The 23270-nt window shown below is 58.0% G+C and carries 23 protein-coding genes and 1 pseudogene; 9 read left to right on the top strand and 15 right to left on the bottom strand.

Annotated features, from left to right (window positions below; genetic code table 11):
• Positions 1-109 precede the first annotated feature (109 nt).
• Positions 110-292: a DUF2934 domain-containing protein gene (locus GGE33_RS24205; protein ID WP_343062656.1), complete on the bottom strand. Its 183-nt coding sequence runs from the start codon at positions 290-292 to the stop codon at positions 110-112.
• A gap of 53 nt (positions 293-345) precedes the next feature.
• Here GGE33_RS24205 and GGE33_RS24200 point away from each other — a divergent pair, with 53 nt between their 5' ends.
• Complete coding sequence (locus tag GGE33_RS24200) at positions 346-486, top strand: hypothetical protein (protein ID WP_183829116.1); 141 nt, start codon at positions 346-348, stop codon at positions 484-486.
• A 263-nt stretch (positions 487-749) separates the two neighbouring features.
• Here the strand turns inward: GGE33_RS24200 and GGE33_RS24195 are convergent, their stop codons facing one another.
• The 5 genes from GGE33_RS24195 to GGE33_RS24175 all read right to left on the bottom strand — a co-directional run bounded on the left by GGE33_RS24195 (position 750) and on the right by GGE33_RS24175 (position 3549).
• Positions 750-1211, bottom strand: a complete 462-nt coding sequence (locus tag GGE33_RS24195; protein WP_343062654.1) for an MgtC/SapB family protein — start codon at positions 1209-1211, stop codon at positions 750-752.
• Positions 1208-1810: a DedA family protein gene (locus GGE33_RS24190; protein ID WP_183829113.1), complete on the bottom strand. Its 603-nt coding sequence runs from the start codon at positions 1808-1810 to the stop codon at positions 1208-1210. Before GGE33_RS24190 ends, GGE33_RS24195 begins: the two co-directional genes overlap by 4 nt.
• A 5-nt stretch (positions 1811-1815) precedes the next feature.
• Positions 1816-2451 (bottom strand): glutathione S-transferase family protein, encoded by a 636-nt coding sequence (locus GGE33_RS24185; protein ID WP_183829110.1) that lies wholly within the window; start codon positions 2449-2451, stop codon positions 1816-1818.
• Between the two features lie 14 nt (positions 2452-2465).
• A complete protein-coding gene (locus GGE33_RS24180; protein ID WP_183829107.1) occupies positions 2466-2948 on the bottom strand; it encodes a pyridoxamine 5'-phosphate oxidase family protein in 483 nt (160 codons plus the stop codon).
• A 169-nt stretch (positions 2949-3117) separates the two neighbouring features.
• The gene (locus GGE33_RS24175; RefSeq protein ID WP_246436440.1) at positions 3118-3549 is read right to left on the bottom strand and encodes a GNAT family N-acetyltransferase; all 432 of its coding nucleotides are present in this window, start codon (positions 3547-3549) and stop codon (positions 3118-3120) included.
• A gap of 496 nt (positions 3550-4045) precedes the next feature.
• On the opposite strand from GGE33_RS24175, the gene GGE33_RS24170 reads away from it, so the two are divergent.
• From GGE33_RS24170 to GGE33_RS28050, 3 genes are all read left to right on the top strand, one after another.
• Entirely contained in the window at positions 4046-4462 is a 417-nt protein-coding gene (locus GGE33_RS24170; protein WP_183829104.1) for a hypothetical protein, read from the top strand.
• A gap of 231 nt (positions 4463-4693) precedes the next feature.
• Entirely contained in the window at positions 4694-4915 is a 222-nt protein-coding gene (locus GGE33_RS24165; protein WP_183829159.1) for a hypothetical protein, read from the top strand.
• 697 nt (positions 4916-5612) lie between these two features.
• Entirely contained in the window at positions 5613-5885 is a 273-nt protein-coding gene (locus GGE33_RS28050) for a DUF982 domain-containing protein (protein WP_183829101.1), read from the top strand.
• 594 nt (positions 5886-6479) lie between these two features.
• Here GGE33_RS28050 and GGE33_RS24155 read toward each other — a convergent pair.
• Positions 6480-6956 carry a PRC-barrel domain-containing protein gene (locus tag GGE33_RS24155; protein ID WP_183829098.1) on the bottom strand — a complete coding sequence of 159 codons (477 nt, stop codon included), beginning with the start codon at positions 6954-6956 and terminating at the stop codon, positions 6480-6482.
• Positions 6957-7136: 180 nt separating this feature from the next.
• Positions 7137-7358, bottom strand: a complete 222-nt coding sequence (locus GGE33_RS24150) for a response regulator (protein ID WP_183829093.1) — start codon at positions 7356-7358, stop codon at positions 7137-7139.
• A gap of 476 nt (positions 7359-7834) precedes the next feature.
• Between GGE33_RS24150 and GGE33_RS24145 the strand changes: the two genes are divergently transcribed.
• Genes GGE33_RS24145 through GGE33_RS24135 form a run of 3 tightly spaced genes read left to right on the top strand, consistent with a single transcriptional unit; the run spans position 7835 to position 11657 of the window.
• On the top strand, positions 7835-8725 hold the full coding sequence (locus GGE33_RS24145) for an N-formylglutamate amidohydrolase (RefSeq protein ID WP_183829089.1): 891 nt from the start codon (positions 7835-7837) through the stop codon (positions 8723-8725).
• Complete coding sequence (locus GGE33_RS24140; RefSeq protein ID WP_183829086.1) at positions 8722-10611, top strand: flavohemoglobin expression-modulating QEGLA motif protein; 1890 nt, start codon at positions 8722-8724, stop codon at positions 10609-10611. The genes GGE33_RS24145 and GGE33_RS24140 overlap by 4 nt, the downstream gene beginning before the upstream one ends.
• Positions 10611-11657 carry a glutathione synthase gene (locus GGE33_RS24135; protein ID WP_183829083.1) on the top strand — a complete coding sequence of 349 codons (1047 nt, stop codon included), beginning with the start codon at positions 10611-10613 and terminating at the stop codon, positions 11655-11657. The genes GGE33_RS24140 and GGE33_RS24135 overlap by 1 nt, the downstream gene beginning before the upstream one ends.
• Before the next feature lie 185 nt (positions 11658-11842).
• Here the strand turns inward: GGE33_RS24135 and GGE33_RS24130 are convergent, their stop codons facing one another.
• From GGE33_RS24130 to GGE33_RS24105, 6 genes and pseudogenes are all read right to left on the bottom strand, one after another.
• Positions 11843-12907: an ABC transporter ATP-binding protein gene (locus tag GGE33_RS24130; RefSeq protein WP_183829080.1), complete on the bottom strand. Its 1065-nt coding sequence runs from the start codon at positions 12905-12907 to the stop codon at positions 11843-11845.
• 16 nt (positions 12908-12923) lie between these two features.
• Entirely contained in the window at positions 12924-13766 is an 843-nt protein-coding gene (locus GGE33_RS24125; protein WP_183829077.1) for a carbohydrate ABC transporter permease, read from the bottom strand.
• Entirely contained in the window at positions 13756-14688 is a 933-nt protein-coding gene (locus tag GGE33_RS24120; protein ID WP_183829074.1) for a carbohydrate ABC transporter permease, read from the bottom strand. The genes GGE33_RS24125 and GGE33_RS24120 overlap by 11 nt, the downstream gene beginning before the upstream one ends.
• Positions 14689-14700: 12 nt before the next feature.
• Positions 14701-15972: an ABC transporter substrate-binding protein gene (locus GGE33_RS24115; RefSeq protein WP_183829071.1), complete on the bottom strand. Its 1272-nt coding sequence runs from the start codon at positions 15970-15972 to the stop codon at positions 14701-14703.
• 36 nt (positions 15973-16008) lie between these two features.
• Positions 16009-17619 (bottom strand): FAD-dependent oxidoreductase, encoded by a 1611-nt coding sequence (locus tag GGE33_RS24110; RefSeq protein WP_343062650.1) that lies wholly within the window; start codon positions 17617-17619, stop codon positions 16009-16011.
• Positions 17616-18685, bottom strand: a pseudogene (locus tag GGE33_RS24105) (LacI family DNA-binding transcriptional regulator). The gene GGE33_RS24110 and the pseudogene GGE33_RS24105 overlap by 4 nt, the downstream one beginning before the upstream one ends.
• A 226-nt stretch (positions 18686-18911) precedes the next feature.
• Between GGE33_RS24105 and ku (GGE33_RS24100) the strand changes: the two are divergent.
• Positions 18912-19796: a non-homologous end joining protein Ku gene (gene ku, locus GGE33_RS24100; RefSeq protein WP_183829065.1), complete on the top strand. Its 885-nt coding sequence runs from the start codon at positions 18912-18914 to the stop codon at positions 19794-19796.
• 14 nt (positions 19797-19810) lie between these two features.
• Positions 19811-20626, top strand: a complete 816-nt coding sequence (ku, locus tag GGE33_RS24095) for a non-homologous end joining protein Ku (RefSeq protein ID WP_183829063.1) — start codon at positions 19811-19813, stop codon at positions 20624-20626.
• Between the two features lie 8 nt (positions 20627-20634).
• On the opposite strand, the gene ligD is transcribed toward ku (GGE33_RS24095), so the two are convergent.
• A complete protein-coding gene (ligD, locus tag GGE33_RS24090; RefSeq protein WP_183829060.1) occupies positions 20635-23268 on the bottom strand; it encodes a DNA ligase D in 2634 nt (877 codons plus the stop codon).
• Between the last annotated feature and the right edge of the window lie 2 nt (positions 23269-23270).

Raw genomic sequence — 23270 nt, 5'->3', positions numbered from 1 at the left:
GCTATTTGTCGCCAGCAGAATTTGAAACCCAACTCGCCCAGCAGGCGGCTTAGTTTGCGTTGTTTCGATGGTCCAGCCCGAGGGGTTCACTCCAATACCGGGTCAGTTCTCAGTGGCAATCAACACTCTTCGGACGAACTCGGTGCAGAACCGACCCCACCTCCGCGGTCAGCGGACCAGGTCTGTGGCAGGGTCGCGTTTTTGCGCGCTTCGCTGCCGTCCGCCAATGGCGCTCATGCTCTCCCTCGGGCCGTCCCTCTGCTCCCCAGCGTGTGTAAGCGTCTTCGCGAATGCTCTTCGTCTGACATCTGAGGTCCTCTTGAGACCGCTTACAGGAAACGGCGGTTGACTTCGTTGCTGATCATCGGGATCGCGACGGCGGTTGCAGTCGACAGCTTGAGCGCCGTCATACAGCTTGCACTCGAAGCTCGCGTTGCATTCCTCGATCCCTACCGCTGCTACACCGGAGCTTATCGTCTTCGTTAGCCCGAGTTCGCTGAATTTATCGACGCTGTCTCCGTCGCAATTGCCAGTCATCGAGACAGTGTCCAACATGTAGGCAGTGGGGAGGTTGACGATGCACTCCCCGCTTTCGCGTATCATCCGAGAAGGGAGAATTACAATGCGCTGTAACGTGCTTATTGTCAAAGGCCAGCCACTCATTGCTCTCAATCTGCAGGATACGGTCGATGAACTGGGACCCACGCGGTCGGCATCGGCAGCAAGATGTTGCTCTACGACGGTCGTGATTAGCCGGCATCATCAGGCTCGTTCTTGGCCGCCTTGAAGTTTGTCATGATTCTCAGCGTAGCGAACGTCACTACGGAAAGGACGATCGCGGTATCGTAGGCTCCCAGCCCGACCGCTGTCCCGATCGCACCGGTCGCCCATATACTGGCGGCGGTCGCCGTTCCTCTGGTCCCCAGCTTTCCGACAAGAATAGCTCCGCCGCCAATAAACCCGACCCCGTTGATAATCCCCTCAACAATACGGGCTGTCGCCTCAGCATTCCCAACGGTCACAGTTTCTGCAGCCTGGATGAAGCCGCAGGCAGCGATCGCCACGAGCGGGAATGTCCGCAAACCCGCACTTCGTTCGTTTTTCTCACGATCCCAAGCGATCGGCAGTGCCAGAAGATAGGCGACAAGCAATGCAATCAAATGCGGGACGATATTGAGTTCTACGCCCATCGAAGCCAGCCACTCGCTCACTTGCTCTCCTTTTTGGAGGTCACAACTCGGTAGATGTAGTAGCCGACCAATATGATGAGGACCATGGTGGAGACCGGATCCACATAGTCCTGGATGGTGCTGTATGCCTGCCCCAGCAGATAGCCAGCCAACGCCAGTGCAGCCGTCCATAGAAGCGTACCGATCGACGAAAAAAGAAGAAAGCGCCCCAATGGCATGTTGGCGACACCGGCGGGGACGGAAATGAGCGTCCGCACAGTAGGGATCAGCCTCCCGAGCATGACTGACGAATTTCCATGCCGCTTGAAGCGGTCAGAGGCAGCATCGACATCTGACGGCGACATCGTGAGCCAACGTCCGTGGTTTTCGGCAAGACGGCGCACTCCGTGATGCCCGAGCCGCCGCCCCAGATAATACCAAGGCAATGTGCCGAGAAGAGAGCCGATAGTTCCTGCGCCAATCACGACGAGGATATTCATGTCGCCACGCGTCGCGAGGTAGCCGGCAAGCGGCATTATCAGCTCGGAGGGGATAGGCGGGAAGACGTTTTCAAGGAACATCAGGAGCCCGATCCCGAACGGGCCAAGGCGCTGCATTATCACCTGGACGAACGCTTCCATGAAACCTACGTCGCAAAGGCGTATGGACCGCCCTTTTCCAACGCCACAATATAAGCAGGCCGAGCATGGATACGGTCCAGCCAGGCCGTCGTCGCTGATCGAGCGCTGCCGAGCCTGCCTCGTGCGCGAGCCGCTTCGAGCGGAAAACTCATCATGATGTCAGCCGCGGTGAACCGGTCGCCTGCGAACCACTGCCGCGAAGCAAGCTGGGCTTCGATGAAGTCAAGATGCGTGTCCAACATCGGCTGAACGCGTTTAATCGCCACCGGGCCCAAGATCGGGATCTTTGATGCAACCAGCATGGCCAGCAGGACTGGCATTACCGAACCTTCGGCATAGTGGAGAAATTGACGATACAGGATCGTATCAGTCGCATCGCCCGGTCCGAGCCGGCCGTTTGCTCGCTCGACAAGATAGTCGCAGATTGCTCCCGTTTCCACGACAACCGTCCGGTGTCCATCCGCGCCTACATCCTCTAAAATCGGTGACTTGCCCAGCGGATGAATGGCCATCAACTCTTTGGGCGCTGACATGTCGGAGTTCCGGCGATACCGCCGGATCTCGTGGTCGAGGCCAAGTTCTTCGAGCATCCAAAGAATGCGCTGAGATCGGCTGTTATTGAGATGATGGACAATCAGCATCCGCTTGGTCGGCCCTACATCTCGACCTTGGCCGTTTCGCCCATGTCCGGCCGAGAATTGCTGACTGCAGCCGCCGCCATTTTGATATAGCTTATGATGGTTCCCGGGCTATCCCAGTATTCGGCGAACGAGGGCGTTACCTTGAGGATCCTGATCGACGGGTCATCGGCATTATCCCACCATGCCTTGGCAGGCGTCGCCCACAGATCGCGGATTTTCTCGCGATCGTTCTGGATCTCCGCGGTGCCGGACACCGAGACATATTTCTGCCCCTTGGAGTCAGCGAATGCCAGGCAGACATTCGGATACCGCGCGATCTCTTCGTCCTTGTGGCTAGCCACATCAGTCAGGAAGTAGAAGGCGTTGTCGATCCGCTCCGAATATGCCGACATGGGACGAGCGCGAAGATCAGAACCGCTCTGAGTGGTTAGCATGCAAAAGCCGATTTTCTCAGCCAGGTCCCAAACCTTTGCCGCGTCGTCTTCTTCGTGTGCCATGATGTTCTCCTTGGTGACGCCAGAAAACGAAAGCTACCGACGAATGTTCCATCCATTGAGCTACATTGGTGGTCTCCTAGTGTTTCTCAGCAGGACCGAGGAGACAGCTTTAATCACAGGCTGATACTCGGGAAAAACCAACCCACTGACGAACAAGCAGGCCCAAGGCTCACTTCCTTACGATATAGGACATTCCAACGGACCGTGGCGCGGTCTGTTTAAACCCGAACTGCTCGTACAATCTGTTGGCGGGTACATCCGCGATCAGGCTCACGTACGCGGATGTTGGCAGCGCGCTCTCAACATACTCCATAATTGATGCCATGATCATTTTGCCAAGGCCCCGACCTTGATGATCGGGATGGACAGCGATATCGGTCACCTGGAAGAAACACCCACCATCGCCGACCAATCGTCCCATGCCGACCGCATTTCCGTTGTAAGAAACGACGCTGGCGAAAACGGTACCCTTCAAGCCGATCTCTGCGGCATCTCTTTCGAACGGCGTAAGGCCGGATATCTTGCGAAGACGCATGTAGTCTTCGATTTCAGGCGGCTGTTTCACCAGCGTGTAAGTGCTCTTGTCGTCGTCAACGGCCATCATTTCCTCGCGGGTGGAATATCGATAGAGCACGAGACATAACCGTTCATCCAGCTTTAAAGATAGCGCAAATCATCAGGTCGCCCAAACCGCAGATCGCAAGAATAGTGATTTCGATGATCTCAAAGGAGCGTTCCAGGTCCACGACGCTGACCTGCGTCCTCCAAAGCTGAGAAATTTTGAAGCACCGCCAGCAATCTCGTATTTTCTTCGAGACCTCGTGGGGACGAGTGTGGCCGGAGCGCCAAATGTGCTGCTCTGGCCGCTTCTCACGGAACGAATTCGCAAATGCGGTGTTCTACCCGCGTCGCGAGAGTAGCCCCCGTCCCCCGCACGAGTTTAAGTCCCCTATCAAACTCACTCTCGCGACACCCATCCCCTTGGATCGTTTTTTTCCTTCCATGTTGACTCAACACCAAAACAGAACATAATAAGAACATACGGAGCCGCTTGGCGGCAGTCGCTCCCTTGCCCGCGTTTACGCAAAGGAGAAGAAATGTTCACAATAGGCGAGGTGTTTCCTCTCGAAGAGGAGCCTGATCCAGACCTGCTTGTGCTGATTGGCTGGAAGGCCGACCTTTACGATTTCGAATTCCTTGAAGCCGATATCTTGACCGATGGAGGCTCGACCGCCTCGTGGGTAGAGATCGCATTCAGTCGCCAATTGGGAGGTGCTTTCGTTCTGTGGCGCAGCGGCGTGTCCGCGCTGGCAGCTGCGAGGAGCGCCAGTTATGGCTGGATTGAAGGCAATGACGTTATCTCAATCCCTCAAGGTATAGAGGCAAAAGCCAAAGCTTACGGCCCTCCCCTGGATGGCTACTATTTCGACACGCTGGAGTTCTATCGAGCTTTTCCTGGCGAGTTTGGCAGTGGGAATAGCATCCAGCCGTCAGCGGATTGCCCGGCAACATGAGCCTGCCTCGCCTCAAGGACTACCACGCTGAGAAGATAGGCATGTCCTGCAGTCGCTGCGACAGACATGGTATCTACGACCGTAAGGCACTGGTGAAGAAGTTCGGCGCAGCCATAGAGTTCGTCGAGCTGCGGCGCATTCTGGCGATTGGCTGTGATCGACGCGGGACCGACGGTTGTGAAGCCTGCTTTCCGTGCTTGCTGACAGCAAACATTCTGATTGAGGAACGCCATGAGCGATGAAGAAAGGACCGCTCGCTCAAACGAGCATCAGATCGTTGAGCATTACTGCGAATTCGACGGATGCAACGAATGGGGATGCTATGGCTTTGAGGAAAGCCGTACCGCTATGCGCTGGTTCTGCTCCGAGCACCAGCCCCGCCTCTATCGCGGGCTGCCCCGGCATGGTGAGGCAAGACTCGCTGCGGCCGAGATCGCCGATATTCTAACGTGACTCCACAAGGAGAAAGTTTGCGGGGGGCTAACTTACTGGTGGTGAACCAAAGTAGCTCGTTGCCGTTCATCGAGGTCACGCCATCTACGTGAAGAATAGGGACATCAAATCACTGCTGGAATTTGCCGGTCGGTGCAGTGGGTGCCAGCAAGCTCTAGAGGCAGCCTCCATGAGGTTATCGACCATGACGCTAGTGCGGGCCACACCGTGCAGGAAGCCACCGCCCCCTTACTGATCTGGCCGAGAACCATATGCTCGCAACTCCGTCCCTCGCAAAATGACTACGCAATTTTAGCGATCCTGCGCCGGATGATGTAACATCCTTGCCGTGAACCAAACTGCTCATGCAGAATTTTTACCTGCGTTTCAAGGAACTGAGGATCGCGGACACTGTTAAAGGCGCATGAGACATTTACGCTATCACCCCATTCTCGCCACCCTTCTTGTCAGTTCGATAATCATCGCGTCGGTCGCAGGCCTCCAATGGTGGATGACCGACCGATCAGGTAACGTCGACCAGAAGTCCAGTATTGCGGCACCTCCCGCATAGGTTGATTAAGCCGAGCAGTGTTGGATTTGGGCCGCGTCACTCGCAGCCTCCCTTCCAGTGAACGAGGTGACAACCCTAGCAATCTCCCATCTGTGGCACGGTTATTGCTCAGTAAATGTTTGATGAACCGCACGAGGAGGTTGTGTTTTGGAACGGGACAATTTGCACATTTTCAGTCCGGTCATAATCTCTCTCGGGGACGCAAATCCGGACCGAACGATCAGTTCGGTTGAGGAAGCTGCCGAAGAACTTTTGACAGAATGGCCAATCGATGATGGCGACCGCTATTATGAAGCGGTGAAGGCATGCCTTGACTGTATCACGTCTAACGCAGATCCAGATTTTGCCCGTACGGCGTTCGTTCAAGCTGCCGAGGAGGCCGGAATGTCTATCAAAGGGGACATTTTCAGGCACTTGTAGCTTTCAAGCTATGTGACGACATGGCGGGTGGGTCTCGAAGCAAATCGCGGCACCTGGAGTGGAGAGGGAAGGTTCAGCCTCCCAACCGAACCCTCCCGCACACGACCAGCCTGACATGGCGGTCTCCGCACTCAATCGCCTTTGGCAAGAGCGCTGATCGAATATGAGCGTGAGATCGATTGGAGAGCAAGCTGATACCGCTGTCCGCTACCGTACTGACCTGTGGATATTCGACGGGTGGACAAACCAGAAGGCGGTAAGGCCTATGCGGTCACATCGGCGTCGCAGATCTGCAGCAGGAGGTCCAGTCATATCCCGCGGCTTCGGCTTCCGTCTTGAGGACACCATCGAGCATCGCGAAATCGTGCTTCTCACCAGCGGGCAAAGCCCCGAAGATACGCTCTCAAGCCGGTCTTTATCCAGTCGTCGATAGTCAGCATGGCGCAATCTCCAGTTCGGGAACGCTATAATCAGCGATGGCGGATTTCGTTCCCCGGCAAAACAAAAAGGCCGGTACGAGTTTACGCACCGACCTTCTTCTCGAATGCAGCCCAGCGCCATTACATCCGTGGTCGCCGGGCAGTGCTAGACCTTTTACTTCTTCATCTTGTCGTAATCGAACTTCGGAGCCTTCGAGAGGTCATCCTTGTTGGTATCGACGTAAGCCTTCCAGGTACCGTTGTCGTCAGCAAGTGCCATCGAAGCTGGATCGATCACGACGTAGCTTGCGCCCATGCCAAGGAATCCGCCGACGCTCGCAATCACGCCGATGACAGACTTTCCATCACCGATAACGACGTCGGAAATCTCACCGACTTCTTCGTTTTCTTTGTTGTAGATGTTCAGACCGACGAGCTTCGAGGTGACGAGGTCGGTGCCCTTGATCTCAACTGTCTTTAGCGGCATCGTTGCTGCCGTGCCCATAGCGATTCCTGGACCGACCATCGTCGCGTCGGCGCCGGATGCAGCAGTTGCTGCAGGCGCGGTCGCTGCGCGAGTAGCCGGTTGCTGAGCGAAAGCAGCGGTGCTCATCGTGCCAAGAGCAAGGGCGGCGGCGATAATCGTCTTCATGAATATTTCCTCGTATGCAATTGATCCCACGAATTTTTCGTGGCGGTTAGAAACGACCCTGCCGTTCTTTGGTTCCCGCAGGAGAAGAAAATTGTGACAAAATAAAAACCCCGCCGAGGAGACCGCAGGCCCCATCCGCGGCTGGTGCAACGGTTGAGGCAAGTGTATCTCAACAGCACGCTATCGCGTCATCTGTCCGATCTGCTGCAGAATTCGAGCTGGATCGAAGGGCTTGGCGATAAAGCTGGTTTTCAGCGGGAGTTCCTCCGGTCCCAGGCTCGCCGTCCCCGATGTGACGATCAGAACTGTCGGAGGATACCTGTCTCGGACGTAATGAGCGAGCTTCAAGCCATCCATCGTGCCGGGGAGCTGGATATCGGTCAGTACGACACGGATTGACATTTACCGTTCCAGTATCGCGATTGCCTCATCGGCATCGCTGGCCTCAAAAACCCCGTAGCCAGCATCCGAAAATCAACGCCGTCGACGGCGATGGTAACAGCGCGACGATTATCGAGGTGACGACGGTGTCGGGTATTGACAAGACACACCAGGGTACCGAGCGCCCTTTGGGGCGGCGCTTCAGCGTGGAAGCTGGAGAAAGCCTAGATCCGCAAGACGACGGCTCGTTCGTTGGAACCGAAACGAGAAAGGTTTACACTAGGTCGTAATCGGCCGCCCTGCGATCCAGAGGCATCGACTGGTTATGATGGCCCACAACTCTGAAATAAAGTTAAGCTCTCGAACGGAACCGAACCATCCGACATCGGCGATATCTGGTTGGACTGCCGCTAATTTGCTCCGGTGATCAAATTCTGACTATCGTTCGTAACAAACGATGGGCGCGCGCGTTCTCCAGTCGTACTGGAGAACAAACTATGCAATCCGCAAGGTCTGCCAATCACTTCAAAACTGCGTCGACAACGGAAGTCGAGCTCGAACGGGTATTCTCGCCGAAAACTCTGATCACACCACCAGTTGCCCCTACAGCGCTGTGGACCATCGAACGTGGCATGTCGCCTATTATCGCGACCGCGATCCATGAGGGACACTCTACACGACTGGAGCTACAGCCCTTGTTCGGTTTGGATGATCGAGAGCGGTTACGGGAGGAGGATCCCTACACCGAGTTCACCATTCGCGATGTTCCCAATCGCATCGTCTTTCATCGCTCGCGCTTCGAGGTGGACATTAACCGCAATCGCGAGGGCGCCATATATCTGACGCCGGAGCAGGCATGGGGTTTGAATGTGTGGGCAGGAGCGCTTCCGGACGACCAGATAGAAGCCTCCCTACGAACCCATGACGCCTATTACGATATGCTGCTGGCTTTCCTGAGTGAAATCGAGCGCCAGTTCGGCCGATTTGTCGTTCTCGACATCCACAGCTACAATCATCGCCGTAACGGGCCAACCGCTCGACCTACATCGCCGGAGCTGGCACCGGACATCAATATAGGCACATCCTCGATGGACCGCGGGCGCTGGGCGCCGGTAGTCGATGCACTCATCGCCCATTTCCGATCGCATACGATCAACGGCAGCCCGCTGGACGTACGCGAAAACGTAGCATTCCAGGGCAAGGGAGAACAGACCCGGTTCATCCACGAGCATTTTCCCAAAACGGGCTGCGCAATCGCGGTCGAATTTAAAAAGTTTTTCATGGATGAATGGACGGGTGAACTAAATACTGGTGTCCTCGACCAGCTTCGCCAGGTCGTTGCAACAGCCGTCCCGATACTCGAGAAGACGCTCGCGAGCCAGCCATGACCAACGCCTCGTCGCAAACTCGCAGCAGTGACGACAACTGGCTCGACGAGATCGTATTCTGCCTTGCCCACGGCAAGTCGATCCGGCGCGACCTGCCCGGGGGAGGACGGCTGCATATCGACCGGCCGCTCCCCTTCCTGTGCGTCCATATCGCCGAGGACGGAGCAGAGCCGGCCGCCCGCGACATTGCACAAGCAAACGCGTCCTATCTCATAACTCCGCATGCGGCATCCGCGATCATGGTGATCGAGGCCATAGAGGCTCCGCTGCGCAAACAGTTCGGCGCATTCATCCTGTTCGACATCGGCGAGTTGAAGCAGGATCGGTTCCTGACCGAAGATGCGCCTTTCCTGCCTCCATTCGAGATTGCTATATGGGCGAGCGCGGACATGGCGGAGGCGGCTGAAACATTCTCCGCCGCGATAAGCGACAGCGAGACAAGGTTTCGAACGCCGCGAGTCGAACGCGCGGAAGCGCCTCCGGCGCGCGAAGATAAGGCGTTGGGGCGTGACCTCGGCTGTTCGACACTTGCCGTCAGATTTGCCCCCGTCTACCGGCAACCCGGCAGCGACCAGATTTATCCGGAACTTCACGACCAATTGGTTTCGGTCCTGTTCGACGCGGGTCTGCGAGCCATCGCGCGTGTCATCGAAGCCGGAAAAATCCTCCAGCCGAAGACGCATCGGGCACTCGGACGCAGGGCCTTCGTGGATGCGGTCTCGCGTGTCGACCGAAGCATTGACGAGGTGGCCTCGACATTCGATTTCCTGCTGGCGGTCACGCCGATCAATGCCGAGTCGGCTTTCGAAGCGTTCAAGCAAGAGGGCCATCAACCCGTCTTTCTGTACCGTCCTCTTGCCCTGCAGGTCGAGGCGGCAAAACGGAAGCTCTTTTCGATTTCCTTCGACCATCTCGAAGACCCGGTCCTGCACCAGCTTTATCGCGAAAAACAACAGGAACTCGATCTTCAGCTCTCGCTCCTTTCCTCCCGCCAGAAACCGCAGTTCGTCGAATTCGGTCGCGCGCTATACGGTCCGGTGGAACCCTTGCTGCTGCGCGAGGCGCAGATCATTCTGTCGCAGCTTACCAATATGGAACCGAGCGGTGACGACGACGGGGCGGCACAGGGCCGGATGGCCGACTGCTTTCAGGTGGAACGACATGCCCGCGCGATGATTGCAGCCTATAACCGTCGGCTGAAGGAGTTTGATGTCTCAGTCGAGCTTCGCGACGACCTTCCGTCCGGCCTCATGGTATCTGGCCATCGGCTATTGATCGCCAGCAGCACGGTGATGGACGAGAGCCGGATCGAGCCGCTCCTGTCGCATGAGATCGGTGTCCACTTGCTAACCTACTTCAACGGATCGGCACAGGGCCTGCGACTGTTTCGCTCCGGTCTTGCAGGATATGAGGGCATGCAGGAAGGTCTGGCCGTTTTTGCCGAATACCTGTCGGGCGGCATGACACCGGCGCGCTTGAAGCTGATTGCCGGACGGGTGGTCGGATGTGCGTCCATGCTGGGCGGAGCAAGCTTTTCTGAAACCTATTCTCTTCTTGTCGAGAAGCATAATTTTACGCCTCCGGCTGCGTTCAATCTCGTTCTGCGGCTCTATCGCGGCGGCGGCCTTGCAAAAGATGCGATCTATCTGCGCGGTCTGCTCGCCCTGCTAGATCACCTGCGCACCGGTGGCGCACTCGAACCCTTCTGGATGGGCAAGATAGCCGCCTCGCATTTCGGTGTGATGCAGGAGTTGGCAGAGCGCGGCCTGCTGCGCCTACCGGCGGTTCGTCCCATCTTTCTCGAAACCGAAGACGGCAGCACCCGACTGGCACGCGCCAGAGACGGCATGCGTCCTCTCGACATGATTCAACGACAGGAGACGTGATGCGGATTGCATTTTTTGTGAACTCGATTGCCGATGAGGCCGCATTCTACACGACGACCGCGCTTGCGCTTGCCGCAATCGCCCGCGGCCACGAGGTTTGCTACCTGACACCCGGCGATTTCGTGCTGCGTCCAGATGATAGCCTAATGGTGCGGGCGACCACTGTCAAAAAGGGCAAGACCAGGAAGCCTGATGCATTCATAGCAGCACTGCAGGGCGAGCAGGCTGAGGTCCAGACGATCCCAATCGAGGACGTTGACGTCCTATTCCTGCGGAATGACCCCTCGCAGGACGCTGAAGAGCGGCCTTGGGCAGCCCATGCCGGCATCATTTTCGGTCGTCTGGCGGCCGAACGCGGCGTGCTTACGCTCAATGACCCTGACGGCCTGGCCCGCGCGCAGAATAAGCTCTATTTCCAGGGCTTCCCTGAGGCCGTTCGCCCAGCGACCCTAATCTCGAAAAGCATCGAGGAGATCCGCGCCTTTATTGACGAGCAGAAGCAGGGCGCCATCCTCAAGCCCCTGCAAGGTTCCGGCGGAAAAAACGTTTTCAAGATCGCTTCCAGCAAGGAAGCCAATCTCAACCAGATATTCGAGGCCGTCAGCGGCGAAGGTTACCTGATCGCGCAAGGCTATCTCCCCGACGCGACCGCCGGCGACATCCGTCTTTTCCTTATGAACGGTCGCCCGTTGCAGCGGGACGGTGCCTACGCGGCGCTGCGTCGTGTTCCGGCGAAGGGTGAGGTGCGCTCTAACATGCATGCCGCTGGCACTGCGGCAACCGCCGAGATCACACCCGAAATTCTTGCTGTGGCGGAAATGGTTCGCCCTAAACTGATCGAAGATGGCATGTTTCTCGTCGGGCTAGACATCGTTGGTGACAAGATCCTCGAGATCAACGTCTTCACTCCGGGTGGCCTTCCGGACATTGCCGGGCTTCACAGAGTGGACCTTTCGGTCGATGTCATCGCCGCGCTGGAACAGAAGGTCGAAATCCGGAAAAATTATGCAGGTCTGATCAATAACCGCGCTCTCGCCACGCTGTAAGGTGCCTGATATCCTTCGTAGATCGGGCACTGCGGTCTTGAGCGGACCTGAACCTTCGACCCGTACCTCTTTTATCCCTAAGCAATTAAGAAACCGCTCGTTCCACGAAAACGGCCGATCGATCTATGATCGCGGCCGCAAGTTCGCTTTGCACTCATAGTTGAAATGGCGGTATGAGCGCGTCATCAGTTGAGGCGGGTACCACCATATTCGGAAAACAGGTGAATGGAGCCGACCTCCGGCGAGACGTGCATAACTTCGCCAGGCGCACCATTGATCCGCTCACGGAAGACGCCGGTTACCTGGGTTTCTCCCAACCTCATCGTCACTTGCGTCTCAGGTCCCATCGGCTCGATGAGCACGATTTCGGCAGCAACACTCGTGTGGCCGGGATGGTCAGAAAATCGAAAGTGTTCGGGACGAATACCGTAGACGGCAGCCTGCCCAATGACTGTGTTTATCGATTTAGGCAGGGGTAAAATCACGCCCGACGCTTGGAAGCCCGACTCCGCTATCCTGCCCTCAAGAAAATTCATCGACGGCGATCCGATGAAACCCGCAACGAACTGGTTGGCCGGGCGGTCGTAGAGATCGAGCGGCGCACCGATCTGCTCTACCCTGCCGCCGTTCAGCACGACGATCCTGTCGGCCATGGTCATCGCCTCCACCTGGTCGTGGGTGACGTAGATAGTGGTCGTCTTCAGCTTCTGATGCAGCGCCTTGATCTCGCCGCGCATCACGACACGCAGCTTCGCGTCGAGGTTCGAAAGTGGTTCGTCGAACAGGAAAACCTGCGGATTGCGAACGATCGCGCGGCCCATGGCGACGCGCTGTCGCTGGCCGCCGGAGAGCTGGCGCGGATAGCGATCGAGAAGATCGGTCAGGCCCAGAATGCCGGCCGCCCAATTCACCCGCTCGGCGATCTCGATCTTTGCCGCGCCGCGATGCTCCAGCGAAAACCCCATATTGGTCGCAACCGTCATATGCGGATAAAGCGCATAGGACTGGAACACCATGGCGATGTCGCGGTCCTTCGGGTCGAGGTTATTGACAACCCTGCCGCCGATCTTCAGCGTACCGCCGGTGATCGTTTCCAGACCGGCGATCATTCTCAGAAGTGTGGACTTACCGCAGCCTGACGGCCCGACCAGCACGACGAACTCGCCATCTTTGATGTCGAGATCGACGCCGTGAATCGTCTTTACTGCGCCATAGCTCTTGCGGATATCGGAAAGGGTGACGTCTGCCATGATGTGATCCGGTTGTTCAGCCCTTGAGGCCTGTATGGGCGAGGCCTTCGACGAATTGCTTCTGGGCAATGATGAAGACGATGAGGACGGGCAGCGCCGTCAGGGTGGCGGCCGCGAGCTGGATATTCCACATTGGCCCGCCATAGGCGTCGGTATACTGGGTAAGCGCCTGCGGCAGCGTGAACATCTCGGCGCTGGAAAGAAACACGATAGGCTCGAGGAACAGGTTCCAGGAATGCAGGAAGGTGAAGATGGCCACCGATGCCAGTGCAGGCTTTGCCAGCGGCAGGGCGATGCTGGTGAAGATCTTGAACCGTCCGAGACCATCGACGCGAGCGGCCTCTTCCAGTTCGGCCGGAAGCGTCACGAAGAACTGTCGCATGACGAAGGTGGCGAATACGCTGGGCGCGCCGAAGATCGGTACCAGGATCAGCGGCCAGTGAGTGTTGACCATGCCGGCCTTCAAAAACATTTGGAATAGCGGCACGATCGTCACTTCGGACGGGATCAGCAGGCCGAGCAGCACGATCATGAAGACCCCATTCGCATAGGGAAATCTGATCCGCGCGAAGGCGTACGCCGCCATGGACGAGATGATCATCGTGCCGACGGTCACCACCGCTGCGATATAGGCGGAATTCCAGTATTGCCGAACGAAGGGCTGCAGTTCGAAAACCTTCGAATAGGTCGTCCAGTCGTAGTTTTGCGGCACGAGCTGCGGCGGGAAGGCGAAGATATCGCTGATCGGCTTGATCGACGACGTCACCATCCACCATGTCGGGAAAACAAAGGGGATGAGCAATACGCACATCACTCCGTAGAGCGCCACTTTTGCGCGCGGGGAAATATCAGTTCTCATAGAAGACGATCCTCTTGCGCATCTGCCATTGGGCGAATGTCAGGATGGCGACGATGGCAAACAGCAGGATGGACAGCGTCGAGCCGTAGCCGAAAAAGTGAAACTGGAACGCCTGCTGGTAGAGATAGTAGACCAGCACGGTGGTCGAGAGGCCCGGCCCGCCCTGGGTCAGCACCGCGATCTGGGCAAAGACCTGCAGTGAACCGACGATGGTGATGATCGAGGTCAGCAGGATCGTCGGGCTGATCAGCGGCAGCGTGATGCGACGGAACTGCTTGAAGGCCGGCGCGCCATCGATGCGCGCCGCTTCGTAAAGTTCCTTCGGTACGCCCTGCAAGGCGGCCAGGAACAGAATCATGTTCAGGCCGACATTCTTGAATACCTGCACGACGATGACCGAGATCATCGCGGTCGTTTCTTCCCTGAGCCAGTTTGGCCCTTCGATGCCGAACGTCAGGAGCATGCCATTGATGCCGCCGTTTTTCTGCAGGAGAAAACCCCAGACGATCGTCCAGGCAACCAACGAAACCACGACTGGCGAAAAAAACAGGGTGCGGAAGATTGCGATGCCGGCGAGCTTCTGGTTCAGCAGCACGGCCAGCAGTAAGGCCAGCGACAGGTTGAAGATCACCAGCCCGGCGGAAAAGATCGCCGTCGCGCCTAGCACTTCGAGAAGGCTCTCGTCCTCCATCAGCATCCGATAATTCTTCGCACCGGTATAGGTGAAGGTGTTCGCGAGCACGTTCCACTCATGCAGCGAATACCAGAAAACCAGCCCAAGCGGGACCAGCACGAAGACAACGATCCCGATCAACTGCGGTGCGATGAAGAGGAAGCCTGCGAGGCTGTCGCGCCGCGCGATCGTCCAGAACGGCGATGAGGAACGGTCTGGCGGATGGGCGTTTTCCTGCGCGACAGCCATGAGCAACGTCCTTCAGCGATTCAGCAACGGGCCGATCTGGCCGCAGATTTTCTGGAGAATAGCCGGCACGTCTGCCTCCGGCCGCCACACGGCGTCGAGATTGGAGCGAACCATCTGCTGGATCTGAGCAAAGCCGGTATGACCGGGCATAACCTTGCCGGTGGCGATTCCTGAAATTACGACCTTTTCGATCTGCTCCTGACTGAGCAACGGATTGGTCTTTTTCAGTATATCGGCATTCAGGAGCGACTTTCGCGCAGATGGGAAGAACTGGCTGAGCTTGGCCGAATTTTCCGGATTGGTCATGTAAGCGACGAACTCGGCGGCCGTTTCGGCATTCTTGCCGGACTGCATGACGCCGATACCCGCCTGGCCGATCAACGCATATTCCCCCGCCGATCCCCTCGGCAGCGGCACGAGATCCCAGCTGAACGGCTTTTCTTTCGGCAGAAGCGAGGCACGGCTGATCTGGGTGATCGTCATTGCAGCATTGCCGGCGAAGAAATCGACTGTCTCGCCCGGACCGGGTATCGCCTTCTTGGTGAACACGGCGTCGTGGATGAAGCTCAGCGCATCCGCCATCGGCTTGTCGGCCATGGTGCAGGTCCTGCCATCTTCACTCCAGGGCGATGCGCCCCAGCCGTTCCATACAGAGGTAAGGTATTGCCATGCCTGATAGTTGAAGTCGCGCACGACCAATCCGCCCTTGCCGGATTTGGCAACGGCGGCGGCCGTTCCGATCGCGTTGTCCCAAGTCCAATCGCCTGCAGCGATCATCTGGGCCGGTGTTTTGACGCCCGCAGCCTTAATCAGTTCGTTATTGACGAAGACCGCAAAGGGCGACGTCGAGAACGGATAGGCGTAGAGCTTGCCGTCTTCCGTCCAGCGTTCGGTGGCGCCGGCGCTGACCTCGTCGAGATTGTAGCCTTCTGCCGCCTTCAATATGTCGGTCAGCGGATAAAGCGCACCCGACTTAATGAAATCATAGGCCGAGGTTTCGAAGATCCACGCCATGTCGGGCGCGTTTCCACCGGCGATCTGGGTCGTCAGCGCTGTCGTATAGGTTTCGAACGGCAGCGACTCGTAGGTTACGCTGACATTCGGATGATTCTGCTTGAAGCCCGCCGCGATCTCGTTGAACAGTTTTAGATGCGCCTCGTTGGCGCTCCAGATCGTCATGCGCAGGTTGATCGCGTCCTGTGCCAGGGCAGTTCCACCGAGCGCGAACGTTCCAAGGATTGCCAGTGCCCAGGCGGTTGTTTTCAAGGTCCTTTGATAAAGCATTCCCAGTCCTCCTCCAAAGATGGGTTCGATCAACAATCAGTAGGCGGCGATCTCCGGCCAGCGGATTTCGATGCCTTCGCGGGTCAAGGCCGCCTGAAATTCTGCCAGATGGCTGTCAGCCTCCTGCACCTGATGCGGCGTCAGCCCCTTCTCCAGGCACCAGGCCGCCAGCATGCCGGCCACCTCGCCGATATTCCATTCGACCGGGTGCAGGCGGTAACAACCGTTGGTGATATGCGTCGTGCCGATATTCTTGCCTGCAGGAATAAGGTTCTTCATCCGTTGCGGCAGCAACGCACCGAGCGGAATCTCAAACGGGCAGGACGGCACATCGACATAGTTGTCGCCGCCGGTCGAAGGATGCAGGTCGATGCGGTACATGCCGATGCCGATGCTGTCGCGATACCGCAGCGCGCCCTTTTCACCGCGCACGGTAAAAGACAGATACTGTTCGACGATCCGCGTCACCGGCTTGATCCGCCGGCCCTCGCGGATATAGGGCGCCATGGCAAGGCCATGTTCGGTGCCAGTGATATCACCACGCAGACGCAGGCCGCTGTAACCCTGGCCGCCGTCGAGACGCGGCGCCTCCGTCTGCAGCCAGTAGAAAACCGAATAGGAAAGGTCGGCCGCCGATTTCAGGTGCCGCGCCTTTTCCTCGTCCGGGACGTCAATGATTGTGCCGTCCATATAGTCGATCATCGGCCAGTTCACGAGGCAGATATCGGACTGATAGAAACCCGGCGCAAAGTTCTTTCGTGCGGCAATGCGGCGGAAGATCCAAAGGTTTTCATCACCGCCTCCCTTGCGCTGGTCGGCATCGACGAGAAGCGGATCGTCGTCCGGGTTCGGCGTGAACAACCGGGTCGTGTGTTCCAGCGTGCGCGGATGCGGCGCCGTCAGGCCGAGCAGCGGACCGCCCCAGAAATGCGGCTGGTAATTGCGCCAATAGTCGTAGTTTTCCGGCTCGTCGATCGTCTGGTCGCCATCGACATGATCGATCGCAAAGCAGATCGAGACCGCCTGAACATTATCGGGCTGGGCTTCTGCCGGCGCACTCGGTTCGCCTGTGTCGGACTGCGCTTCGAATCCTTTCGCGTATTCCGTACCCGTCATCGGCAGAAGATCGCCGAGTTCGGTCGCGTCAAGAACGTAGTCGGCGGAAATGACGATCTCGGCATCTGTGTCGCGGTGGCGGACCGTGATCGAGCGAACCGTGTCACCTTCGACATCCGCGGCAACCGGCCGGTAGGGTTTCAGCACCGTCAGACGGCCGGCACCGATATAAGGCATCAGCATGCTTTCCATCACCGCCAGGCTGACGCGTGGTTCGGCGCAGATGCGGCTCACCCAGCCGCCGCCGGGATTGAGGTCACCCCAGGCGCGGGCGCCTTCGGTCAACGGATAGTGGTCGCGGTAATATTGCCGGACACCACTGCGCAGTTTGCGATAGGACCGCGTGATGCCGAACTGCTCGACCCAGCTATGCTCGTCGGAGGGAACCGCCTGACTGGTCAGCTGCCCGCCGATCCAGTCGAAATCCTCCGTCATGATGACCCGGCTGCCGGCGCGTGCTGCGCCCAATGCTGCTGCCACGCCACCAAGCCCGCCGCCCACGATAAGAATATCTGCTTGCAACTCTTTCACGTCATCACATCCGTTTCGTTGATTGGCGTTTTTCCGCGGAATCCAAAGGGCATGGCCCCAGTGTTTCGCCCGCGACGGGCTCACATGTGAGAAGAATCTGGCTGCCAAGACTGCCGGTCTCGATGCGGTTGACCAGCATCGCCGTTGCCTGTCGTCCCATCTCCTCGCGGGGAATTTCGTAGGACGTGAAGCGCACCAGGCTGCGTCCCGCGCGGATATGGCTGCCAAGCACGATCATCGAGAAGTCCCGGGGTACCGAGAGCCCGCGTTCGCGTGCGAGTGCTTCGACGCGAACGGCATCAGCCAGCTCGATGAAGAAGGCGACAGTCGCACCGCTTGAAAGTATCCCTTCGAGAATCTCGTCCGCCGGCCTGTTGACGGCATCAACATGCAGGGCAAGCCCCGCCCCCTCACCTAGCGCAGAAGCGAAACCCCGCCAGCGATCGGCAATGGATTCCGCCGGCCCCTCCGGACCGACATAGGCTAGCTTCGAATGGCCGAGCGAAACGGCCTTTTCGACGAGTTGCCGGGTGCCGGCCGCATAGTCGCCACCGACATAGGGAACCGGCCCGCCAGCATCATCGCGACGGCCGATCGCCACGAACGGGTAATCCTCCGCCACCAGCCGGGCGAGTTCCTTGCGGTCGAATTCGCGGCCGAGCACGAGGCAGCCGTCGGCGATGCGGAGCCGGTTGTTCTCGGAGAATATCTTGCGGTTATTGCCGACACCGGCGCTCGTCAGGAGCAGGAGATCGTAGTTCTGCTGCTGCGCCTCCTCCTCGATGCCGAGCAGGAAGGGTGTGAAGAAGTCGGCCTGAGCGCTCGGAAAAGCCGGCTCGTAGGTGAAGACGCCGAGGATGCGGTTCAGCCCCTTCGCCATCCGCCTCGCGATCGGGTCGGCAACATAACCGGTCGTGCGGATGACGGCTTGGACCCGGTCGCGGGTCTCGGCAGGGATACGCGCCAACGCGGTAGGCGCCCCGTTGAGCACAAGCGACACCGTAGCCTGGCTGACGCCGGCAAGCTTGGCAATATCGTTTTGGGTCAGTCGCTTGTGGCGGGTCACGCGATGCCCTCCAAAGCATCAAAGTATATGCTAATGCGCATTAGCGCTTATACGTATTAGCACGACAGCCTAGCGATATGTCAAGAGGTGATTGTGGGAGACTTAACTACTATCTGACATCGACAAAGACGCGAGGATCGAGGTCTTAAACCAGAACAGCGACGTTCCCGGAACGATTCAGCGCCTATCCTGTTAATGGGCGAAGCTGTATAGGAGATATCTGGACATGGCATCGCCACGCGCCAACTGGAAGGGCCACATCAGGTTCGGCGAGGTCACTTGTCCTGTGGCCTTGTTCACAGCCACCTCATCCTCCGAGCGGATCAGCTTCAACATACTCAACCGCAAGACCGGCAATCGGGTGCGCCGCGAGTTTGTGGATAGCGAGACCGGCGATGTCGTTGAACATCACGCACAGGTGAAGGGTTACGAGACCGGCAATGGCCGCTATGTCGTGCTGGAGCCAGACGAGATCGCTTCAGCGGTTCCCGACAGCGACAAGACCCTTTCAATTACGGCGTTCATCCCATGCGACGAGATCGATGACGTCTATTTCGACAAGCCTTACTATCTGGCGCCACAGGAGACCGGCGAAGAAGCGTTTGCTCTGCTGCGTGACGGAATGAAAGAGGCCCAGGTCGCCGCCATTGCCAGCACCGTGCTGTTCCGTCGGCTTCGAACGGTGCTGATCCGCCCCCATGGCGACGGCCTGATCGGAACCACCTTGAATTTCGATTACGAGGTGCGATCGGCAGACGAGGCCTTCGAGGACACGGCTGACATCAAGATCGACAAGGAAATGCTCGAATTGGCCTCCCATATCATCGGTACGAAGAAGGGCTCGTACGACCCTTCGAAGTCCGATGATCGTTACGAGGAAGCTCTAGCCGAGCTGGTGAAGGCGAAGATCGAGGGTAAACCGTTCAAAAAGATTACACCACCTAAGGCATCGAAGCCGGGCGATCTCCTTCAGGCATTGCGCGACAGCGCCGGGGCGCTTCAGAAGAAGACGACCAAACGGAAGTCCGTCAACTCCAACACCACCCGGAAGGCAGCGGCTAGGAGCGGCAAGTCCAACTCCGCCGCAGCGTCTCGTCGCAAAGCTGGCTAGAGGGCCAAACCACGATGCCACTGCGTCCCTATTGGAAAGGTTATCTCAAGCTATCGCTCGTTACCTGTTCGGTCGAAATGACCCCGGCTACCTCCGATAGCGAGAAGATCAAGTTTCATACGCTGAACCGCGAGACGAACAATCGGGTTTTGAGCCAATACGTGGACTCGGTCACGGGCAAAACTGTTCGCGAGCAGGACGAGGTGAAGGGCTATCAGCGGGCGGAAGACGATTACGTCATGCTGGAAGACGACGATCTCGAGCATATCGCACTGGAGAGCACGAAGACGATCGACATCTCGACCTTTGCGCCTCGCGATGAGATCGACTGGATCTGGCTTGATAAACCTTATTATCTGACGCCAAACGACAAGGTCGGTGAAGAGGCGTTTGCCGTCATCCGTGCTGCCATGGAAAGTCAGAAAATGGTCGGAATTTCCCGGCTCGTCCTCGGCCGCCGAGAGCGTGCCGTGATGCTTGAGCCCCGAGGCAAAGGCATCGTCCTATGGACGCTCCGCTACGGCGATGAGGTGCGTGAGGCGAAAGACTACTTCGATGACCTGACTAAGGCAAAGCCGGACAAGGACGCGCTGCCGCTCATTCGCAAGCTTATCAAGAACCAGACCCGCCACTGGGATGCCGAGATGGTCTCGGACCCCGTTCAGGAAAACCTTCTCGACATCATTAAGTCGAAGAAAAAGCACCGAAGGCCAACAGCCGCAAAAACGCCCGAGCCTGAAAAGGCTGAAAAACCGAGCAACGTCATCGACATCATGGATGCGCTTCGAAGGTCGGTCGAAGCCGACAATCGCCAGTCCAAGAAGAAGTAACTGCGAGGTCAGGTTTTCCCGTCGAACCGGTTGATCGCTTGTGAAAGCGAGCGCTTGGATTGATCATAATCCTTCCAAGCGTCGCTTTTGCCCAGGAGGCTTGGCACGCTGCGGATAGTGAACCGCTTGGGATCAAGGCCTGACTTCACTTGGGCCCAGGTCAACGGCATGGATACAGTTGCCCCCGGTCTGGCTCGTGGTGACAGGGGCGCGACAGCCGTCGCCATTCGATCGTTGCGAAGATAGTCGAGAAAGATCCGTCCTGCCCTCAACTTCCTCGCCATCTTCGTAAGATAGCGATCCGGCTGATCCTCAGCCATTTGCTGGCAGACGCGATAGGCGAAATCCTTTGCGCCCTCCCAACTGATAGATTTGCTTCCGCCTGCGTCAAGCGGGGTGACGATATGGAGCCCCTTACCGCCGGTCGTCTTGCAAAAGCTGACGAGACCGAGAGCATCCAACCGATCACGCAATTCAAGGGCGGTGTCGACGACCGCGGAGAAAGCCACATCCGGGCCCGGATCAAGATCGAACACCAGACGACCGGGCACATCCGGCTTGGCGGGCTGACAGTTCCATGGATGGAGTTCGACGGCTGCCACCTGCGCCAGCGCTACAAGGCCTTCTATGCGATCGACTTGCAGGTAAGGCTTCTTGTCGCCGGGAACTTTGACGAGTTCCAGCAGGTTGGATGTGCCGGGCATGGCGTGGCGCTGGAAAAACTGCTCTTTGTCGATCCCGTCAGGTGCCCGGACTACGGAACAGGGCCGGCCGCGCAGATGGTCGATCATCCATGCGCCGACGGCCTCATAAAAGAGCGCCAAGTCCTGTTTGGTGACTGGAGGGTCTTCTTCCGGCCACAGCGGCTTGTCAGGGTTCGAGATTAGTACGCCCATTACCTCCGCCTTAGCGCCTTTCCGGCCCGACATCTTCGTAGTGGCTTCGTGATTGGGCTCGACCTTCGGCGCGGCCCGCTCTTTAGGTGAAGGCTCTTCGGCCGCTACCTCGCTCGCCGGCTTGTCTTCACGGAGCCCCTTGAAGGCGGCCTGCCTCACCTGCCCGTTGGCTGTCCATCCGGCAAACTCGATTTCAGCAACCTGGTCCGGCGTCACCCAATGGACACCTTCGTCTTTCTTGGGCGCACCGATACCGGTGAACGGGGAGCGTCCGGTTTTCAGCGGCTTTAAGGTTTCGAGCAACATCCTCGCCCGGCCATTGCCGAAGCCGGTCCCAACCCGCCCGACATAGACGAAGTGCTTGCCGCGATAGATGCCCGCCAGCAGGGAGCGGAACTGGCTGCCATTCGTGGTGTAACCACCGATCACCACTTCATGCCCTGCCCGGCATTTAGATTTGACCCAACTATCGCTCCTGCCCGATCGATAAGGCGCGTCGAGCTGCTTCGACACGATGCCTTCGAGTGAAAGCCGGCAAGCCGAACGGAGCACAGCATCTCCTCCCGTCTCGAAATGCTCAACGAAGCGGATACGTGGCCCGGGCTTGGCGTCAGCCAGCAGTGCTTCCAGCCGGGACTTGCGCTCGTCCAGCCGTATGTCGCGTAGATCTTCATCAGCGTGGAAAAGCAGATCGAATGCGAAATAGGCCAGATCTTCGGTCCGGCCTTCCGATAGCGCGGCTTGAAGTGCCGCAAAATCCGGCGCGCCACTTTCGTCCAGCGCGCAGATCTCGCCATCGAGGATGGTATCCGGCAAGACCTCTGCATCCGCCGCAATCGGCTTGAAGCTTTTCGTCCAGTCCAGCCCCTTGCGCGTCATGAGCTTAACCTTGCCTGCCTCGATGCGCATCTGGATCCGGTAGCCGTCGAACTTGATCTCGTGCAGCCAGCCGGAGCCAGATGGAGGCCGATCCTGGGATTTGCAGAGCTGCGGCGGGATGAAGGCAGGCAGTGGGGACGCGCTGAAGCGCCTACCTTGCTTCGATGCAGAGTGTTTCCCGCCGCGTCTTTCTTCGGCGGCCAAACCAACACTGCTATCCCAGACGGCATCTGCATCCACAGCGGCCTCGCTCAGCATGAATGGTTTGGGTTTGCGCCCCTTGCCCGACGCGATGCCTGCCATGTCGCGGCCGGAGGCGACCGATGTTTTCTCCCGGTTGAGTATCGCTGCACCATTCCTGCTAGCGGCATGATCGTCGCGATGCTTGATCAGCAGCCAGTTGGTACGCTTGTCGTCATCGCGGCCCTTCTTCATGCGGACCAGCACGAAGCTGCCTTTTAGGCGGTCGCCGTGGAGAACAAACTTCAGATCGCCTTTCTTAAGGGCGGCATCGGGCGACATATCTCCTTCCGGCTCCCAGTAACCGCGGTCCCACAGCATAACGGTACCGCCGCCATATTCGCCCTTCGGGATCGTGCCTTCAAAGTCGCCGTAGTCGAGGGGGTGGTCTTCCACCTCGACGGCCAGCCGCTTGTCGGCCGGGTTTTGAGATGGGCCTCGGGTTACCGCCCAGGATTTGAAGACACCATCAAGTTCGAGGCGAAGATCGTAATGGAGCCGTGTCGCATCATGCTTCTGAATGACAAACCGGAGGCGGTTGGACGGCCTAACCTCAACATCGCCGGACGGTTCTCTAGTTTTCTTGAAATCGCGCTTGGCTTGATAGGCAGGAACCTTGCTGGGCATCA

The organism is Aliirhizobium cellulosilyticum, assembly GCF_014198105.1.
GTDB lineage: Bacteria > Pseudomonadota > Alphaproteobacteria > Rhizobiales > Rhizobiaceae > Neorhizobium > Neorhizobium cellulosilyticum.
Note: the sequence above shows the minus strand (reverse complement) of the source record. Positions and strands in the feature narration are given on the sequence as shown.

Excerpts from the sequence above, each read along its gene's own strand:
- GGE33_RS24185 (WP_183829110.1), bottom strand. The coding sequence starts at position 2,451 with ATGCTGATTGTCCATCATCTCAATAACAGCCGATCTCAGCGCATTCTT.
- GGE33_RS24145 (WP_183829089.1), top strand. The coding sequence starts at position 7,835 with ATGCAATCCGCAAGGTCTGCCAATCACTTCAAAACTGCGTCGACAACG.
- GGE33_RS24190 (WP_183829113.1), bottom strand. The coding sequence starts at position 1,810 with ATGGAAGCGTTCGTCCAGGTGATAATGCAGCGCCTTGGCCCGTTCGGG.
- GGE33_RS24115 (WP_183829071.1), bottom strand. The coding sequence starts at position 15,972 with ATGCTTTATCAAAGGACCTTGAAAACAACCGCCTGGGCACTGGCAATC.
- GGE33_RS24135 (WP_183829083.1), top strand. The coding sequence starts at position 10,611 with ATGCGGATTGCATTTTTTGTGAACTCGATTGCCGATGAGGCCGCATTC.
- GGE33_RS24170 (WP_183829104.1), top strand. The coding sequence starts at position 4,046 with ATGTTCACAATAGGCGAGGTGTTTCCTCTCGAAGAGGAGCCTGATCCA.
- ku (WP_183829065.1), top strand. The coding sequence starts at position 18,912 with ATGGCATCGCCACGCGCCAACTGGAAGGGCCACATCAGGTTCGGCGAG.
- GGE33_RS24165 (WP_183829159.1), top strand. The coding sequence starts at position 4,694 with ATGAGCGATGAAGAAAGGACCGCTCGCTCAAACGAGCATCAGATCGTT.
- GGE33_RS24180 (WP_183829107.1), bottom strand. The coding sequence starts at position 2,948 with ATGGCACACGAAGAAGACGACGCGGCAAAGGTTTGGGACCTGGCTGAG.
- GGE33_RS24155 (WP_183829098.1), bottom strand. The coding sequence starts at position 6,956 with ATGAAGACGATTATCGCCGCCGCCCTTGCTCTTGGCACGATGAGCACC.
- GGE33_RS24175 (WP_246436440.1), bottom strand. The coding sequence starts at position 3,549 with ATGGCCGTTGACGACGACAAGAGCACTTACACGCTGGTGAAACAGCCG.
- ku (WP_183829063.1), top strand. The coding sequence starts at position 19,811 with ATGCCACTGCGTCCCTATTGGAAAGGTTATCTCAAGCTATCGCTCGTT.
- GGE33_RS24120 (WP_183829074.1), bottom strand. The coding sequence starts at position 14,688 with ATGGCTGTCGCGCAGGAAAACGCCCATCCGCCAGACCGTTCCTCATCG.
- GGE33_RS24140 (WP_183829086.1), top strand. The coding sequence starts at position 8,722 with ATGACCAACGCCTCGTCGCAAACTCGCAGCAGTGACGACAACTGGCTC.
- GGE33_RS24150 (WP_183829093.1), bottom strand. The coding sequence starts at position 7,358 with ATGTCAATCCGTGTCGTACTGACCGATATCCAGCTCCCCGGCACGATG.
- GGE33_RS24130 (WP_183829080.1), bottom strand. The coding sequence starts at position 12,907 with ATGGCAGACGTCACCCTTTCCGATATCCGCAAGAGCTATGGCGCAGTA.
- GGE33_RS24125 (WP_183829077.1), bottom strand. The coding sequence starts at position 13,766 with ATGAGAACTGATATTTCCCCGCGCGCAAAAGTGGCGCTCTACGGAGTG.
- ligD (WP_183829060.1), bottom strand. The coding sequence starts at position 23,268 with ATGCCCAGCAAGGTTCCTGCCTATCAAGCCAAGCGCGATTTCAAGAAA.